Here is a 16778-nt window from a genome sequence, read left to right on the forward strand (position 1 = left end):
ACCAGTGTCCGTTCCGTACGTTCCAATCCAGCCGGTCGCCTTCTTCATCCCGCCAGACATTCAGCTGGGCTTGGACGCAGGGAAGCTGGTTCGCTATGGCGGCATCGTTCGCAACCAGCTGGGACACATCGTCACCCACCTGAAGGAGGTGCCGGTCCCCAGCAAGGAACCCGCCATGGCGCAGCGCGTGGTGTCTCTCCTGAAGGACCGCCGGGTCGTCACGGTCATCGTCCTCGGCACGGCTACCGGCGGCGTGGCCGCGGCGCTCGCGATAAGGACCCAAGTGCGGGCACGGAAGTGCGCCAGGACCCTGAACGACTCGCTGGTCGCCTATCTGAAGGCTGCTCGCGACGGCACGCTTGATGAGGCCACGATCAGTCGCCTCATCACCGACCTGGATGCGGCGGAGTCGTTCTCAACGAACGGGCAGGTCGCCGTGGCCTCCGAACTAGTTGCCTTGGTCATGGACTACACGGGCAAGCTCGCCGAGGCCAACTCTGTTGACGTGGGCGAACTGCAGGAGGCTACTCCGGCCCCAGATGACGCCACGGTGATTGACCTGCGGCGTCACCTTGAGGTTCAGCGGAGGATCTTCGCGGGCGCAGCATGAATCACTACCGGCATCGGACCGTGTAATGGCGCGCAGCGACACGCTCCGCCGGGAGCTCGCGACCCTCGGTGACAAGAAGGCTGGATTCGCGAAGGTTGTCGGCGCGCAGGAGAAGATCGCCGCTGGCGCCCGTGAAGCAGCGCGCAAGAAGCGGGATCAAGCCCATCGCTCCAATGCCGCATCATCGGCCCGGACCGCGCTCGCCGCAGCGGAGCGTGAGGAGAAGAAGGCGGCGGCGGCGGAGGCAAAGGCCGCGAAGGCACGGAAGGATATGGCGACCGCCGACAAGAGCATCGCCGCGAAGACAACCTCGCTGCGTGCAGCCGAAGCCGCGGAGCAGAAGGCCGCGAACAGCGCTCGACGACGAGACGACACCCGCCGTCGTCGGGACGAGATCACCCACGCGCGGGCCGTCGCGACGGCGAGCGCGCCGCTCCCGCAGATCCGCTACATCGAGGTCAGGCCCCCGCGACCGGAACCACTCCGAGTCCTGTACCTCACCGCTAATCCCGACGCGATCGAGACGACGGTGACCAGTCCGGATGGCTCTGTCGTTGAGCAGGGGACGTGGCTGCGCGTGGATCAGGAGGTTCGGCAGGTCAAGCAGGGACTGCGAGGATCGAAGTATCGCGACCTCGTTGTCGTCGAGCACGCGCCCGCCGCGACGTTCAACGATCTCCTGGACGGGCTCAACGACCACCGTCCGCACGTCGTGCATTTTTCGGGGCACGCTGACACGCTCGGCGTTTGGTTGGAGAACGAGGCGGGTGACTCGGACGGCCACGACGTCGAATTCACGCTCCTGGCTCGGCTTCTCGGGGCAACCGACGAACCACCCCGGCTTGTCGTTCTCAACGCATGCGAGAGCATCGAGGGCGCTGACGCCCTCCTGCAAACAGTCCCGCTCGTGATCGGCATGTCCGACACGATCGACGACACCGCCGCCATCGTGTTTGCGAGGTCGTTCTACGCAGCCCTGGCCTCCGCACAATCGGTTGCCACCGCACTTGAACAAGCCAAAGTGCAGATGCTTGCGACCTCGATGCTTGACGCAGATCAGGTGGACAACTCCGCTCTTCCGACCTTGCGCGCACGCGACGATGTCGATCCGACGACAGTTGTCTTGGTGACGCCCTCCGACGTTGCGCCGTAAGTATCAGCGCATAGCCGCCGGACCGCGGACGGGACACCCATGGCCGCGCTCACCCTGCTGCCGCAGGGCGGCGAGCCGCACAGGCGCCGCACCTGCGCCGAAACTTTTCAACTTTAGGACGGGCCCCCTCCTGACCTGCACAAACGCTTCCTGACGAGGGCGCCCGTCCTTGGGACGGGCGGGGTCAGGACGGGCGCAAGTTGGTGCCCCCCTGGGCGCAACGTGGTCGGCATGGACCACTCAACGGATACCAAGCTCTGGTCTCCTCAGCTTGTCCGCGACCTCGCCGCACCGGACTCATCGCTGGCGTCCGCTGCGCGTGACCTGGCTGCCCACGGCATCCCGGTCTTTCCTTGCGCACCGGGTGAGAAGCGGCCCCTGACGCCTCACGGATTCCACGACGCCACCGCCGAAGCAGGCACCGTGTCCCGATGGTGGTCGGCGTGGCCAACGGCAAACCTCGGGATCCCCACCGGCGTTGCGTCCGGCATCGATGTCGTGGACGTCGACGTCCACTCTGGCGGCTCGGGCTTCGGCGCCTTCGAGAGGGCCCAGCACGCCGGCCTCGTCTCTGACTGGGCGTGGCAGGTCCGAACGCCCTCGGGCGGCCTCCACGCCTACTTCCTGCGTTGGCACGGTGAGGAGCACAGGTCATGGCAACTGCCTGGGCATCATCTCGACTTCCGAGGAGACGGCGGGTACGTCATCGCGCCGCCCTCGCGAGTTGTCGTAGCCGACGGCAGCGAGCGCGGGTACGAACTGGTCGCTCTCGCGTCCCACCAGCCTCGCTCCATAGATGGCACAGCACTACGAGACTTCCTCGAACCACCTCGCCGTCACGCGCCGCCGCCTGATCTCCCCAGCCCGGGTGCCCGTCCGGACAAGCTCGCCGCCTGGGTCGCGTCTCGACCCGAGGGCGATCGCAACGGCGGCCTGTTCTGGGCCGCGTGCCGCATGGCCGAGTCCAACTACCCGTTCCAGACGACGGCTGGGGTTCTGGGCGAGGCAGCGCAGCAGGCCGGGCTGTCCGATCGGGAGGCCGCCGCGACCATCCATTCGGCGTACCGGATCGCCACGCGACTTGGGCCGGCGAACCCTGTGGGCCCTACCCGAGCGGTTGAGGCGGTGACGTTGTGAACACCGACCCCTACGAGCGCCACCTCGACCGCCCACTGGACGCCCCCGAGCAAACCGGCGAACCGGCCGAGTCCGAGTTAAACGCGCTCGCCAAGCACGCGGATCCCTCGGTTCGACTACCGGGCAGCTCTGCCGCGCAGGAACCAGCCTCCTCGTCCGTTGCGTGGGTCCGTCCGAGTGACCTTCCGACGGCTGTCGGCTCGAAGTTCATCCGTCGCGGCATCGACCTGCAGGCCGAACTGAACCGTCGAGCCCAGCGCGCACCACGCTCCGCCGCCCGCGTCACGCGGCGCGCGATCGCGCGCCCGCTGCCGAACACACCCACCACAGATAGAGGAGTCGAGCTATGAGCGACATCCACCCGTTCGATGACCCCGAGCGTCTACGCCTGCTCCTCGTCGACGTTCATTACGGAGGCGACCGCCCGTGGGAGCACGACCCCGACGTCGCCCAGTTGATGGCGCTGACCACCCGGAAGTACGCCGACCTCGCAGCGAAGCATCACCGCGACCCGGCCGAGGCCACCGCCGCCGCGTGGGACGTCATGCGGACTCGAGCCGCCCGGATCGCCGACGACCCCTGGGCAGTGATCACCCATGCCGTGGCGCTCCACATGTTCTACGAAGAGCGCGCACAAGGACTGCTCTGCGGGACGGACCAGGTCCGCACCGACGACGTCACCGACTTCCACGACGCCGACCGCATCAGCGACCACGAGACGAACCTCGCCGACTTTCATCCATCGTTCTGGTCGTTCGACGACCTGTCAGGCGTGGATGACCCTTTGGCGGTCGATCCCGACAGTGAGGAACCAGACGAAGAGCCGACGAACGCCTGGGTCGCGCTTGAGACTGCGGTCGAGTTTTTCGTGGATTCGGGATGGTCGCGACCTGCGGCCCAGATGGCCTTGGAATGCATCGCCGCCCGCCTGATCCGCACCGGCAACAAGCGCAGCACCTTCGAGTCGCTGCGCCGGGACCCGTCGATCCGCTGTCACCTGGATATCGATCAGGACCCGTGGATCGCGGTCCTCCATGCCGTGCTCGGACACGATCAGCCGAATCTCGAACACACGGCCGCCGGGCGGGGGATTCTCAAGCGCCTCCTGACCGGTGAACGCTACGACGAACTGTTCCACCTCACTGGCATTGCCGACGTCATCGCGAACGCAGCCCCCGTCGCACCGGGACGGGCACATGCCTGAGTCCCGCGGTCGCGCCGAGCTCCAGCGAAGCATCGAGTCCATTCGGGTCGGTGTGCGCCACCGGCGCGATCCCGGCGATCTCGATCAACTCAAGAAGTCTCTCGAACGCTTCGGCCTCCTGCAGCCGATCACGATCACCACTGACGGCTTCCTGATCTGCGGGTTCCGCCGGCTCGAAGCAGCCCGACAACTCGGATGGAGCAACGTGAGGGTCTGGGTGCGGTCGGGCCTCAGCGACGAGCTGACTCTCTTGCTCGCCGAGCGCGACGACAACCTGACCCACAAGCCGCTGACGACGTACGAAGCGGCGCAGCTCTACAAGGAGATGGTGGCCCTTCTCGAAGAGGACGCAGCCCGGCGGCAGGAGGCCACTCAGTTCGGTCGCACTTCGGAGAGTTCCCGCAGGTCAGACGGTGATGCCGATTCGGCATCACCGTCCGATCTCCCCAAGGGAGCATCGCGCCGTCAGGCTGCCGAACTGGTCACCGGCTCCGCCTCGTACACCCGACTGAACCAGATCCTCGCCATGGAACGCGTGGCCGCCGACCGGGACCTATCCGCTGGGCTACGTCAGGTGGCTGCCGATGAGCTTGAGCGGATTCGCAACGGCGGCCCTGTTGATCCCGGCTATCAGCGCGTTCGAGCCGTGGTCGAAGCCGCAGAGCGGAGCATGGACACCCGTCACGTGGACGTGGACGCCGAGGCCGAAGCGAAGCGCGCCCGGGACGACGCCGATCGGCTGCGACGGATGCGCGAGAACCGCGCGAGGCGAGCTGCCGCTGCAGCGAACGCCAAGCGGTCCGTGAAGTCGTTCGCGATGGTCTGGCGGGAGATGGACGGCTGGTCGAAGCACTACGACGCCCGCCAAGTCGCCACCGAGCTCTCCGCCGAGGACTGGGCGATGTTCAACCAGGTCCTGGAAGAGACGACGACCTTTGCGCAAACGGTCAAAGCCGAGCGCGCACTCGAGCCGGCCTGACTGTCGCCAGAGAGCGAGAGGACGAGGAATGCGGATCCAACTGCCCGATACGACCGGAACTCGGTGGCGCCGCCTACTCGTAGTCGCGGCCGGAGTTCTGGTCCTCCTGGTGGCCGTCGTCAGCTACGCGGCGTTCGCGAACCGCGATCCGTCCTCGGGGGCAGGTACGAGGGCCAAACCTCCTTCGTCAGAACCGATCGCGACCCCGACCTCGTCGCCGTCACTGGACGCAGCTGAACCGGGGGCCTTCGCGCGACAAGTCGCGACGGCATTGTTTGCCTGGGACACACGGACCACGAGCACTCCTCAGTCGGTAACCGAGCAACTGGTCGCCGTGGCGGACCCGACCGGCGAATCGTCCGCAGGACTGGTCTCTGACGTCGCCAACTACCTCCCGACCGACCAAGTCTGGATCGAGCTGCGGAAGTACGAGACCCGACAGTGGATCGAGGTCGGGTCGGTCGAGATTCCGGACCTGTGGGCGACTGCCGAAGCACAGGCCGGCGACGAACTCCTGCCAGGCACCACCGCATTCACGATCAGAGGTACGCGCCACCGCGAAGGTGTTTGGGAAGGCGAGGACGTCGCCAGCCAGCACGGCGTCGCGTTCACCGTGTTCATCGTCTGCGCACCCACGTATCCGGAGTGCCACCTGCTGCGCCTGTCCAAGCTCGACGACCCGCTGGAGTGACCGCGGATGCGCAAGGCGGTCCTCGGCGGCGCACTGGCATTGACTCTCGGTCCAGCCGCCTTCCTGCTGGCAGTCGGCGCCCTGCTCAATCCCGCTGCCCAGGCCTCGTGCCTGCCATCGACGAGCAGCGCTTTCAGCAACGTCGGGAACCCGGGTGCCCCGATCCCGGAGACCTCCCATGTGGTCATGCCCTTGCCGGCAGGCACGTGGGTCAGGACAAGTGGTTTCGGTATCCGGGTTCACCCGGTCACCGGGGAGACCAAGCTCCACACGGGTGTTGACCTCGCGGCGCCGACGGGAACGCATATCCTCGCCGCGGCCGATGGGCGCGTCGTGTTCGCAGGTGCGGCAAGTGGATACGGGAACCTGATCCTCATCGAGCACAACGTAAGCGGGCGGACCGTCGCCACCGGGTACGCGCACATGTACGCCGATGGGATCCACGTCGAGGCGGGCCAGTCTGTGACAGCTGGCGAGTACATCGCCGACGTCGGCGTGAGCGGCTACTCAACAGGTCCGCACCTCCACTTCGAGGTCAGGACCGGTGGCGCCGACGGCGCGCCGGTCAACCCGGAGCCCTGGCTCGCGAGCCACGGAGCGGTCGATATCGAAGCCGGCAGCGACCCTACCTCCGCCGGCTGCACAGCCGCTGCTGGCCCGGCATCGCCGTTCAACGGCGACCGCCCTGGAAACCTCGTCGACGACCCGACGACCGACGGCCAGGTCACCGAGCGAACCGCGCACATCCTCGCCCAGATCCGGTCCAAGTTCCCGGAGAGTTCGTGGGCCTGCTGGTCGCCGCGGCCAGGCCAGCCCTCGGAGCACTCGCTCGGCCGCGCTTGCGACGGCACCTTCGGCAACGCTCTCGGCACAGCCGCGACTGGTCACGCCCTCGACTACGGCTGGAAGGTCACCAACTGGGTGAAGGACAACGCCAGAACCCTCGGCGTCGAGTACGTGATCTGGCAGGGCCGGATCTGGTCAGTCGCTCGCGCCGACGAAGGCTGGAGGAAGTACGACGGCGGCGGGATGCACGACCCCAACAGCGTCACCGGCGGGCATTACGACCATTTGCATTGGACCGCTGAGCCCTGAGGCCGGCTCCCCTAGGTTCTCAGGCCTGCGGGTGATGCTTCCGCCAGTCCTCCAGGAAATCTTCGAGAGGCTCGGGCGACGTTTTGGCTGGCCGCCGGGGCAGGTCCTGCATCGAGTCCGGCATAAACGGAGCACGCTTGCGCCACTGGCTGAAGTACCGGTGCGCCACCGTGAGTTCCACCTGCGGGCCGCGGTCGACGAACGCGGTCAGCACCTCGTCGAGCGTGGCTCCGTGCGTCACCGTTGCAACAGCGAGGTCCCTGACGGTCTGGGCAATGAGCGATGGGTACAACTTTGCGGTGTCCTCGGGCGGCTCGCCGTTGGCGTGGAAGTAGTTGGGTCGCCAGAGGTCGAACGGTCCGCCGATGGGGCACCCCTGCGGCCCATCGATCCAGTAGCCGCTGCTTCCCGGCTCGCCATGTCCCATGAGAGCGATGGTTGCACGACCTGCCGACAGATTCGGTCGCTCCCGTCCGACACCTGATGGGCATGAAGCTTCATCTCCTGCTCCCGATCGTCGGACCCGACTTCGGGGCGGTTGGCGGCTCCAGCCAACTCCGCGCGATCGTCGGGGCTCTGCTCACCTACGGCTTGATCATCTCCGTGCTCATGGTCGTCACCTGTGGCGCGACCTGGGCGATCGCATCCTCGAACGGCAGTTGGCACGCGGCGAGCAAGGCGAAGACCGGGCTATTCGTAGCATTCGGGGGCGCCGCGCTGACAGGTGGTGCGCTCGCCTGGGCCAACTGGCTGCTCGACGTCGGTGCGCAGCTGTGACCGATGAACAACTCGCCTTCGACATCGAGGCGATGCTCCGCGAATCCGCCGTCGAGGCAGCGCCCGGGTGGTCCGGAGCTCCGTTGGGCTTCACGGCGGCGTACTGGCCGGCGGCAGACCTGGAAGCGGCACACGAGCACTGGCAGTTTCTGCACAAGCTCGACCAGTCGCGAATGCAAAGCCGGATGTGGCACCGGGCGATTGCCGTGCCCGGCGGCGTCGCCGTTGGTGAGCACGGATTTGATCTCTTCACGGCCGACCTGCGCTGCGAGCCATGGACCCATCGCGAGCCGCACAGCGGCTGCCAATGCGTCGGCGATCTGGTCTACCAAGCGATCTGTGAGCCGCACGACTGGCACCTGATCGCGGGCGACGAGAACTCCGCGGTCGAGGCCTGGCACGACCATGCCTTCACTGGCTGGCGTGACCTGCCGATCGTGCCTGCCCGGCTGCGTTCCGTTGACCAGCCCGGGTTGTCGAAAGCCGCAACGAAATGGATCGCGGAGCACTACCCACCGTCAATGCAGGTCGTCGGTGCGCCCGTCATCACCGAGCGCAGCAACGGCGGAACTCGACACGTCCCAGGCCGCTCCCCCTGGGCGGGCTACGACATCTCCCACACGGCCGTGGAGCCGAACCGGAAGATGCCGCAGCTTCGATCGCGAGCCGTCGTACGCGAACCAGTTCAGGCGCAGAGGACAAGCTCCGGCCCCGCTCTCGGGGATTGAGCGGACGACGACGAACACCTGACCGACGTAAGCCCTACCCAACCTTGGAGGAACCGTGAATCAGATCGGACTGTACTCAGTGGTGCCCCTGCTCCCGATGGACATCGAGATCGACCCCAACTCGAATGGCCTGCCCGGCATCGGCCAGTTGCGCGGCATCGTTGGCGCCTCGATGACCGTGGGCCTGATCCTTGCCGTACTCGCCCTGATCATCTCCGCGGTCGTGTGGGCGCTCGGCGCCAACTCGTCGAACCCGCACCTCGCGGGGCGCGGCAAGCTCGGCGTTCTCGTCGGCCTCGGCGCCGCGATCATCACCGGCGCGTCCGTCGCACTCGTGAACTTCTTCTGGAACGTCGGCCAGGCCGTCTGACCGGCATCTACGGATCAAGGAGGCCGTGATGGTCGACGTATGCGATGTGCCAGTGATTTCCGGGGTCTGCGACGTGGCTGGCGAAGCCGCTGGCGCGCTCGTGTCCGCTCCGTTCGACTGGCTCGCTCAGGCGATGGGCAACGCAGCGGCCTGGATGTTCGAGTCGGTGTGGACGGTCTTCGACTCGACCACGATGGTCGACATCACGAGCAGCCAGTACACGAAGGTCTACAACATCCTGTTCGGAGTCGCCGTCTTCGTCATGCTCGGCTTCTTCATGCTCCAGGTGATCGGCGGGATGGTGCGCCGAGAACCGGCCGCGTTGACACGCGCCGCGCTCGGTTTGGCGAAGTCGATCCTCGGATCGTTCGTCGCGCTCGCGCTGCTGGCGATCGCTCTGGAGATCACCGATCAGCTCTGCATCGGGATCGTAAACGCCGCAGGCACCAACATGACCGAGATGGGTGATCGCATCGCTCTCCTCACGGCCGGACTCGTCGGCATCAATGTGGCGGCGCCCGGCGCTGGCGCGATCCTCACGATCTTCCTCGCGGGGCTCGCGATCGGTGCGGCGGTCATCGTGTGGATCAGCCTGCTCGTCCGGAAGGCACTCCTCCTCGTTGCCATCGTCTTCGCACCGATCGCCCTCGCCGGCTCGAGCTGGGACCAGACTCGCGGCTGGCTCGGCAAATGGGCGCAGTTCGTGATCGCACTGATCCTGTCCAAGGTCGTCCTCGTCGTGATCTTCCTGCTCGCCACAGCCCAGGTCTCTGCGCCGATCGACGCAGACCTGCAGTCGGTCAGCGAACCCATCGCGGGCGTCGTGCTGATGCTCATAGCCGGCTTCGCGCCGTACATGACCTACAAGGCGATCAGCTTCATGGGCTTCGACATGTACCACGCGATGTCGGCCGAGCAGGAGGCGAAGTCCGCGCTGAACCGGCCGATGCCGATCCCGATGAGCCGACGCCCGATGTCCGAGCCCGCCCAGGTCCTTGGCGGCGGTTCGGGTGGTGGCGGCGGTACGCCGCCCACACCAGCGGTGGCGCCTTCAGGCGGCGGGAGCATGGGTGGGTCCAATGCTGCGTCGGGAGGCGGTGCAGCAGCGATCGGAGGTGCAGCGGCGGCAGGAGGAGCTGTGGTCGGTGGCGTGATGGTCGCGCGGGAGGCCGCCAGCACCGGACCGCGAGCAGGTGCTTCCGTCGCGGGCCACGCCGATCAGCAGACAGCGGCGGCATCGCAGTCTGCGCCGCCGTCGGCGCCGCTGCCGTCTACCGCTGATTCGGTGCCTGCGGGTGCTGGACACTCAGGGCGCTGACCGTGAGCACCGCAAGTACTGGTCCGCGCGACTACGAGCTCTCGACAGTCAAGTTCTCCCGGCTGACTCGTCGCGGCGTGCTTCTGGGGTTGTCCGCAAGCCAACTACTCGTGGTCGGCGTGGGCGCAGTGGTGTTCGTCTTCGCGCTGTATTCGGGTGGCGGTGCTGCTCTGGCCTACGCCCTTCCAATCATGGCCGTCTCTGCGGGACTTGCATGGATCGGTGTTGGCGGGCGAAAGCTCGTCGAGTGGTTCCCGATCGTCGCCCGATGGGTGTGGCGCTCCAGCGGCGGCCAACTGCTCTTCCGACGTCACGTAGTGAAGCCCCGGCCGGCGGGAACGCTGGCCCTACCGGGAGATGCCGCGCGACTGCGCCAGTGGCACGACCCTGAGACCGGCGCCGTCATGGTCCATGACCCGCACCGCTCGACGCTCACCGCGATCGTCGGCGTCACACACCCCGCGTTCATACTGCTCGACCCGATCGAACAGCAGCGGCGTGTGACGAGTTGGGGACGAGTGCTCGCGACTGCCTGCCGGTCGGGTCGCATGTCTTCGGTCCAGGTCATGGAGCGCACTCTCCCCGACTCGGGGAAGGGCCTCGCGGAGTGGTGGTCTCAGCACGGCGCGCACGATGAGTCGTTCACGTCGACGACCTACGCCGAATTGATCGAGCGCGCTGGGCCGGCTGGCGAGCGCCACGCGAGCACCGTCTCGATCTCGCTCGACATGAAGGCTGCCGCACGCGCCATCAAGGCTGCTGGTGGCGGCAACCGTGGGGCGGCTGCGGTGCTGCGCCAGGAGATGGCGACGGTGACAGCCGCGTTGCGCGCTGCAGACCTCTCACCCTCAGCATGGTTGGAACCGGGCGATCTCGCTGTGGTCCTTCGCTCGGCGTACGACCCCGTCGTTGCCGGGGCCCTGGAGCGTCACGGTGACATGGGACGCGACCTCGCGACCGCCGGCCCGGTGGCGGTGAGCGAGAACTGGTCCAGCGTTCGCAGCGACTCCGCACATCACTGTGTGCTGTGGATCAGCGAGTGGCCCCGGTCGCTCGTCTACCCAGGGTTCCTCGCGCCGGTTCTGCTCTCCTCTGGAGTCAGGCGCACCTTCACCCTGCTCTACACGCCACTGCGCACAGACCAAGCTGCCCGCGACATCCGCAAAAAGAAGACCGAGTACATCTCCGACGCCTCCCAGCGACAGCGCATCGGCCAGATCGAGGACGCACAGCAAAGCGCTGAGTTCAACGACGTCCTCCAGCAAGAAGCCGACCTGACAGCGGGCCACGGCATCCTTCGTACGACGGGACTCATCGCGGTCAGCGCGCAGAATCCCGACGAGCTCGAACGAGCGGTCGCCGACATCGAGCAGGCAGCAATCCAGGCATCCTGCGAGACCCGCCGACTCTGGGGCCAGCAGGCGCAGGCGCTCTCGGCGGCTGCCCTCCCGCTCTGTCGGGCCGTCTGACCATCATGCTCCCTCTTTGAGTCGGATCCTCCGGATCACGTTGGCGACGTCGAGGTGGTTCTCGCGCCGCCACCGACGGATCCGCTGCTGCCCACCCGACCGTTCGTCTCGGCTCGCCCCGTTCTTTCGAAGCCACCAATCGAGTGCGTCCTCGGCATATCCGACGTACGCGATCGGCCTGCATCGCCGGATTCTGTCGAGCGCCTCGATCGGATCCCAACCCAGGGCGAGCATCGCCGCGAAACCCATCGAGGGACCCCTGTTGATTCCCATGTGGCAGTGGACCAGAACAGTCCCGCCACCATCGAGAGCAGCGAGGACGTGATCCGTGCCGGTGTCGAACCAGAGATCAGGCATCCTCTGTCCGCCATCGTCGACACCGAGCCAGAGGTAGTCGATGTCTGGCTTTACCTCGGCGACCCAAGCCTGGTCGTTCCACTCCAGTCGGGCGTCGACAATGGCAGTGATTCCGGCACCCTCGAGTTCATTGAGCTGACTGTGAGCCAGCGTCGAGCTTCGAGACTCCAGGTCACCCCGACCCAGAGTTCAGGGGTGACCTGGCTGGCGTTGGCATGGCGAAGTTCGGCGCTCATCATCGAGCGCCCGTGTACATGGTCGTGGTGCGCGTGAAGCTGCTCTTCCATGACCACTGGTCCATGACGTACATCGCGAAGTCGTCTTCGCTGAGTTCGATTACGTCGTCGACCGACATTCGGGCCATCGTGAGGATGCGGTCGTAGTCATCGGTGTGATCCTCAGGCTCAGGCAAGCTGAAGTACTGGTTGATTTCGCGACCTCGTCGAACGTCATGGAGTCGACGTTCGAGTTCCCTGATCCAGCGGTCTCGGTAACCCTCCAGCGCCTCCTCGAACACAGACCGGTGGCTGTCGCGATTCTCCTGGACACTCGCAACGAACTCGTCACGGTTGAGCCGTACGGTCCTCATCGGCCCAGCACCTCCTCCAGGCGAGCGAAGATGACAGTCCACTGCTCTCGCGTCACCGCGAAGGCGTTTGGCCGGTTTGCCATTCGGAAGAGATCGAAGTCCGCGAAGGCGAGGTGCTCCTTCAGTTCGTCGCGAGTGATGATCGGAGTGTCGAAGACGGAGCAGAGGCTGACTTCCGCGGAGTCGCGAAGCGCTTTCGGGCCGTCGGGATCGTTGTAGTTCTTGGCGTGTTCGAGTTCCTCGATGTGGCCGGACGCGATGCCCCATCCGATGACGCCGGACTCTGTGCCCGGACCGGAGACCCAGAAAAGGACGATGTCGTCTTCGCGGATCTCATCAGTGTGCCGGTCGATGGCGGGGTACTCGAAGTCCTCGCCCTCGTTCCAGCTTCGCTGAAGGGCCTTCGCGCTCCGCGGGCTGTACTGGACAAGCCAGGCTGGCAGGGCGGTCAAGTCCGCGCGGTTGTCGGGTGTCTCGCAACTCAATGCGCTCATCAGGGTTTCCTTTCGATCCTTTGCGGCAGGCATTCTGCCGCTCAGGGAGGAGTACGCAGCCCGAAGCGAAGCGGGGACAGGAAGTCGAAGGCTTTTCTTCGCCGCACGTGGACGCACCGGTCTACGGTTGATGCGTGGCCGACCCCGACATCCCCTGGTGGCGTGGACAATTGACCGAGGTCCCGACGATCTCGGCCGTCCGCCAGGCCATCGAGCGCATCGTTTCGGGTAAGTACTCGGGCTGGCGTGAAGGCGATAGGGAAGACTTGGTGTCGATCGTCCTGGAGAAGTACCTCCAGGAGTTCGGCAAGAACGACGAGAAATGGCCCCAGGACGAGTCCGGCGATCGAACCCTGCCGAAAGCGTGGCTTCGCAAGGTGGCTACGAACGCAGCGACCGACCTGGATCGAAGGGCGAAGGCACGACCCGCAGATCTCGTCGACTTCGGTGACGAGGAACACGAGGTCGAGTGGGATGCCCGGGCTGCGCTTCGCGATCTCGCAACGCCGTCCCTGTTGAGCGCGCGTGGCATTGCTGCTCAGCACGCACTCGACGCACTCAACGACGGCGATCGTGAGCTAGTCCGGTGGGCGTTGGTCGACGATGTCGACCTCTCTGAAATCGCGACCCGGCTTGGCAAGACGTACGAGGCCACGAAGAAGGCAGTGCAACGGGCCACTGCCAAGCTCAAGAAAGTCGTCGCCGACGATCCGGATCTGCGCGAGGCGCTCCTCGACCGGCCCGAGTATCCGCTTTGAGCTGAGGTCCCGGTCCAACACCTCCTTGATGTCCATTTCGACATTCTGGAGGCCAGCAAATGCCCACCTTCGAGGATCCGGCCGCTGACGCCGACGAGGCGCAGCAGGCACTGCGTGGTCTCGCCCACGCCACGCGCTCCATCCACGATCCGACGGACATCTATTCGACGCTCGGATCCCTCTCACGTGCCGCCGCGTCAATGAGCCAGTCGCTCCACCAGTTGGCGTCGTTCCACGATGGCCCCTCCCGAAAGACGGGTTGGGCGCCGGAGGATTCCGCCGGGGCACGCTCGGCGGCGTACCGGGTCTCCTGGGAGCTCCACCGTGCGGCCGAGATGCTCCGGCAGGTCGGCGAGACCATCGATCACGCCCATGAGGCCGAGGCGATCCTCGCCTACCACCGCGAGTTCCCTGACCAATTTCAGTCGACCGCCCCGGTCGCGGAAAACAGGATCGGCTTGTGAGCGGCTGGCAGGACGGCCGGCTCCACAGCGCCGTGCTCGTCTCACCGCGGCGTGAGCGCAGGCGCGACCGCCGGCTGAGGCGCGCTGCCGCGAAGTCCCGAATGACCGAGGACCGCGACACCCGGCGGGCGGAGGCCCGCACGAAGTCTGAGGCGATCACGGCGGAGCGGAAAGCAACGGTCGTATTGCCGAAGTCTGGTGACCGCGGGCCGGCTGCGCTTCGTACGCCTGGGCGGCTGCGAATCCCGCGTCACCAGGACACGTCGGCGACGTTGGCAGGTGCCTACCCGTTCCTCGCGGAGGGCGGTCTGGGTAGCGACGGAGTATTCGTCGGCCAGGATCTCTACAGCGGCAGCTCGTTCGTCTACGACCCGTGGGTCCTCTACGCCCGTGGCCTGATCACCGCCCCCAACCTCGTGCTCGCCGGAATCGTCGGATCCGGCAAGTCGGCACTGGCGAAGAGCCTCTACACACGCTCCATTCCCTTCGGTCGGCGCGTGTACGTCCCGGGCGACCCGAAGGGCGAGCACACCGCGGTCGCCGAAGCGGTCGGCGGCCGGGCCATTGCCCTCGGGCACGGGATGGCCAACCGCCTGAATCCTCTCGACGAGGGCCACCGCCCAGAGTCGGTCGACGACGCCCAGTGGCTCGCCCAGGTCACGGCTCGACGTCGCGACCTTCTGGGAGCCCTGGCCGAGACAGTGCTTGACCGCCGGCTGAGTCCGCTGGAACACACCGCCATCGACGTCGCACTGTCCGACGCGGTTCACTCGTCAGACGTGCCAGTGCTACCCATGGTCGTCGACCGGTTGCTCGCACCGGATCGCTCGGCTGACACGGATGGTCGGCTCGCGGAGGACGGCCGACTCGTTGGGCACGCGCTGCGACGACTGGTCGCTGGCGACCTAGCCGGGCTGTTCGACGGCCCCAGCACGGTGCGCTTCGACCCGACGCTGCCGATGGTCTCCCTCGACCTGTCCCGAGTCACCGAGAACGCCACCCTGATCTCGGTTCTGATGACTTGCGCCTCGGCATGGATGGAGTCCGCCCTCCTCGACCCCGCGGGTGGACAACGGTGGGTCGTGTACGACGAAGCGTGGCGCCTGATGTCCCATCCCGCGCTGCTGCGCCGGATGGATGCCCACTGGCGGCTGGCCCGTCACTACGGGATCGCGAACATGCTGATCTTCCACAAGCTTTCCGACCTCGACAACGTCGGCGACCAGGGCAGCGCGATGCGGGCGCTCGCCTCGTCGCTCCTCGCGAACGCGGAGACTCGGATCGTCTACCGGCAGGAGTCGGACCAGCTCGGCTCGACCGCCACGGCTCTTGGATTGACCGGGACCGAGCAGTCGCTCTTGCCGACGCTTGGCACCGGCCAGGGGTTGTGGCGGATCAAGCACCGTTCGTTCGTTGTCCAACATCAGTTGCATCCGGCCGAGCTCGAATTGTTCGACACAACGGGGCGGATGAACGCGGCCACTCCCCCACACCTGCACTCCGAGACGACCTCGGACGGAGGAATGTGATGAGGACGCAAACTCGCGGCCTTGCCGAACGGGAAGCCAAGATCGACGCCCTGCATCAGAAGCTCACCGATGCCGTCGGCGCCCTCGTCACCGGCGACGACTGGCGTAGAGCTTTGGAGTTCGCTGCCCGATTCCGGTCCCGCTCCTTCAACAACACCCTGTTGATCTTCAGCCAGCACAACGCGGCGTACCAGGAAGGCCGCGTGCCCGGTCCAGTCCCGACGTACGTCGCCGGCTTCAAGCAGTGGCTGAGCCTGAACCGCCATGTCATGAAGGGGCAGGGCGGGTACGCGATCCTCGCGCCCGTGACGGCCAGGTTCGCCTCGACGACGCCGGAGAACCCAGATTCGTGGCGACGTCTCGGTCGTGGCGAGAAGCCGCAACGGGGCGAGTCCGTGCGCTCGCGGATGATTGGTCTCAAGCCCGCTCACGTCTGGGACATCTCGCAGACCGACGGTGAGCCGGTCCCTGAACCGCCGCGCCCGGAGTTGCTCGAAGGCGAGGCGCCTGAGGGCCTCTGGGACGGGCTCGCGGACCAGATCGTGGCTCGCGGGTTCGAACTGCGCCTGGTGTCGAACGCCCGATCCATCGGTGGGGCGAATGGGCTCACCGACTACCTCTCCCATGAGGTCTCGGTCCGGATGGACATGGACGATGCAGCCCAGGTCAAGACGCTCGCCCACGAACTGGGCCACGTGATGCTCCACGGCCCCGACAACGTCGACGCTGCCATGCACCGCGGAATCGCCGAGGTCGAAGCGGAGTCGATCGCGCTCATGGTCGGTGCCGCCCACGGGCTCGACACCACCACGTACACGGTTCCCTACGTCTCGACCTGGGCCAGTGACGTGCCCGGCAAGTCGCCCGTTGAGGTCGTGCAAGCGACGGCCGACCGCGTCCGGGCGGCGTCGCTGACCATCCTCGACAAGCTGCCGACCTCGAAGGTTGGCGACGGCAATCCGCCGGGACTGGACCGCGACGCACTGAGCGCGCAGCGCGCTCCACAGTCCGTCACGGGACCAACCCGAACCCACGTCGACGTTCTCGGTCGCTGAC

At 66.5% G+C, this 16778-nt stretch carries 21 protein-coding genes; 17 read left to right on the forward strand and 4 right to left on the reverse strand.

Going from position 1 to position 16778, the window contains the following annotated elements; all coding sequences use genetic code 11:
- Positions 1-4 precede the first annotated feature (4 nt).
- From QMC84_RS11480 to QMC84_RS11515, 8 genes are all read left to right on the forward strand, one after another.
- A complete protein-coding gene (locus tag QMC84_RS11480) occupies positions 5-610 on the forward strand; it encodes a hypothetical protein (RefSeq protein ID WP_300374930.1) in 606 nt (201 codons plus the stop codon).
- A 25-nt stretch (positions 611-635) separates the two neighbouring features.
- Positions 636-1763 (forward strand): CHAT domain-containing protein, encoded by a 1128-nt coding sequence (locus QMC84_RS11485; protein WP_300374931.1) that lies wholly within the window; start codon positions 636-638, stop codon positions 1761-1763.
- Between the two features lie 231 nt (positions 1764-1994).
- The gene (locus QMC84_RS11490; protein WP_300374932.1) at positions 1995-2900 is read left to right on the forward strand and encodes a bifunctional DNA primase/polymerase; all 906 of its coding nucleotides are present in this window, start codon (positions 1995-1997) and stop codon (positions 2898-2900) included.
- On the forward strand, positions 2897-3250 hold the full coding sequence (locus QMC84_RS11495; RefSeq protein ID WP_300374933.1) for a hypothetical protein: 354 nt from the start codon (positions 2897-2899) through the stop codon (positions 3248-3250). Before QMC84_RS11490 ends, QMC84_RS11495 begins: the two co-directional genes overlap by 4 nt.
- Positions 3247-4104, forward strand: coding sequence for a hypothetical protein (locus QMC84_RS11500; RefSeq protein ID WP_300374934.1), 858 nt, complete (start codon positions 3247-3249; stop codon positions 4102-4104). Before QMC84_RS11495 ends, QMC84_RS11500 begins: the two co-directional genes overlap by 4 nt.
- The gene (locus QMC84_RS11505) at positions 4097-5083 is read left to right on the forward strand and encodes a ParB/RepB/Spo0J family partition protein (RefSeq protein ID WP_300374935.1); all 987 of its coding nucleotides are present in this window, start codon (positions 4097-4099) and stop codon (positions 5081-5083) included. Before QMC84_RS11500 ends, QMC84_RS11505 begins: the two co-directional genes overlap by 8 nt.
- A 109-nt stretch (positions 5084-5192) precedes the next feature.
- Positions 5193-5774 (forward strand): hypothetical protein, encoded by a 582-nt coding sequence (locus QMC84_RS11510; protein ID WP_300374936.1) that lies wholly within the window; start codon positions 5193-5195, stop codon positions 5772-5774.
- Positions 5775-5780: 6 nt separating this feature from the next.
- A complete protein-coding gene (locus QMC84_RS11515) occupies positions 5781-6869 on the forward strand; it encodes a M23 family metallopeptidase (RefSeq protein WP_300374937.1) in 1089 nt (362 codons plus the stop codon).
- Between the two features lie 19 nt (positions 6870-6888).
- Here QMC84_RS11515 and QMC84_RS11520 read toward each other — a convergent pair whose 3' ends face one another.
- Complete coding sequence (locus QMC84_RS11520) at positions 6889-7296, reverse strand: hypothetical protein (RefSeq protein WP_300374938.1); 408 nt, start codon at positions 7294-7296, stop codon at positions 6889-6891.
- A gap of 11 nt (positions 7297-7307) precedes the next feature.
- Between QMC84_RS11520 and QMC84_RS11525 the strand changes: the two genes are divergently transcribed.
- From QMC84_RS11525 to QMC84_RS11545, 5 genes are all read left to right on the forward strand, one after another.
- On the forward strand, positions 7308-7646 hold the full coding sequence (locus QMC84_RS11525) for a DUF6112 family protein (protein ID WP_300374939.1): 339 nt from the start codon (positions 7308-7310) through the stop codon (positions 7644-7646).
- Positions 7643-8374: a DUF6349 family protein gene (locus QMC84_RS11530; protein ID WP_300374940.1), complete on the forward strand. Its 732-nt coding sequence runs from the start codon at positions 7643-7645 to the stop codon at positions 8372-8374. The genes QMC84_RS11525 and QMC84_RS11530 overlap by 4 nt, the downstream gene beginning before the upstream one ends.
- Positions 8375-8471: 97 nt before the next feature.
- Positions 8472-8744, forward strand: a complete 273-nt coding sequence (locus QMC84_RS11535; RefSeq protein WP_067431206.1) for a DUF6112 family protein — start codon at positions 8472-8474, stop codon at positions 8742-8744.
- 28 nt (positions 8745-8772) lie between these two features.
- Positions 8773-10062 (forward strand): conjugal transfer protein TrbL, encoded by a 1290-nt coding sequence (locus tag QMC84_RS11540; RefSeq protein WP_300374941.1) that lies wholly within the window; start codon positions 8773-8775, stop codon positions 10060-10062.
- Between the two features lie 2 nt (positions 10063-10064).
- Positions 10065-11531, forward strand: a complete 1467-nt coding sequence (locus QMC84_RS11545; RefSeq protein WP_300374942.1) for an SCO6880 family protein — start codon at positions 10065-10067, stop codon at positions 11529-11531.
- Between the two features lie 3 nt (positions 11532-11534).
- Here the strand turns inward: QMC84_RS11545 and QMC84_RS11550 are convergent, their stop codons facing one another.
- From QMC84_RS11550 to QMC84_RS11560, 3 genes are read right to left on the reverse strand one after another with little or no spacing between them, the layout of a single operon-like run.
- Entirely contained in the window at positions 11535-12074 is a 540-nt protein-coding gene (locus QMC84_RS11550; protein WP_366145747.1) for a dual specificity protein phosphatase, read from the reverse strand.
- A gap of 49 nt (positions 12075-12123) precedes the next feature.
- Positions 12124-12477: a hypothetical protein gene (locus QMC84_RS11555; protein WP_300374943.1), complete on the reverse strand. Its 354-nt coding sequence runs from the start codon at positions 12475-12477 to the stop codon at positions 12124-12126.
- Positions 12474-12971, reverse strand: a complete 498-nt coding sequence (locus tag QMC84_RS11560) for an EVE domain-containing protein (RefSeq protein WP_300374944.1) — start codon at positions 12969-12971, stop codon at positions 12474-12476. Before QMC84_RS11560 ends, QMC84_RS11555 begins: the two co-directional genes overlap by 4 nt.
- Before the next feature lie 134 nt (positions 12972-13105).
- Between QMC84_RS11560 and QMC84_RS11565 the strand changes: the two genes are divergently transcribed.
- Genes QMC84_RS11565 through QMC84_RS11580 form a run of 4 tightly spaced genes read left to right on the forward strand, consistent with a single transcriptional unit; the run spans position 13106 to position 16777 of the window.
- Positions 13106-13729 carry a sigma-70 family RNA polymerase sigma factor gene (locus tag QMC84_RS11565; protein ID WP_300374945.1) on the forward strand — a complete coding sequence of 208 codons (624 nt, stop codon included), beginning with the start codon at positions 13106-13108 and terminating at the stop codon, positions 13727-13729.
- 59 nt (positions 13730-13788) lie between these two features.
- Positions 13789-14193 (forward strand): hypothetical protein, encoded by a 405-nt coding sequence (locus tag QMC84_RS11570; protein ID WP_300374946.1) that lies wholly within the window; start codon positions 13789-13791, stop codon positions 14191-14193.
- A complete protein-coding gene (locus QMC84_RS11575) occupies positions 14190-15722 on the forward strand; it encodes an ATP-binding protein (RefSeq protein WP_300374947.1) in 1533 nt (510 codons plus the stop codon). Before QMC84_RS11570 ends, QMC84_RS11575 begins: the two co-directional genes overlap by 4 nt.
- Positions 15722-16777, forward strand: a complete 1056-nt coding sequence (locus QMC84_RS11580) for an ArdC-like ssDNA-binding domain-containing protein (RefSeq protein WP_300374948.1) — start codon at positions 15722-15724, stop codon at positions 16775-16777. The genes QMC84_RS11575 and QMC84_RS11580 overlap by 1 nt, the downstream gene beginning before the upstream one ends.
- Position 16778 lies beyond the last annotated feature (1 nt).

The sequence above is a fragment of the Nocardioides sp. genome, assembly GCF_030019515.1.
Lineage (GTDB): Bacteria > Actinomycetota > Actinomycetes > Propionibacteriales > Nocardioidaceae > Nocardioides.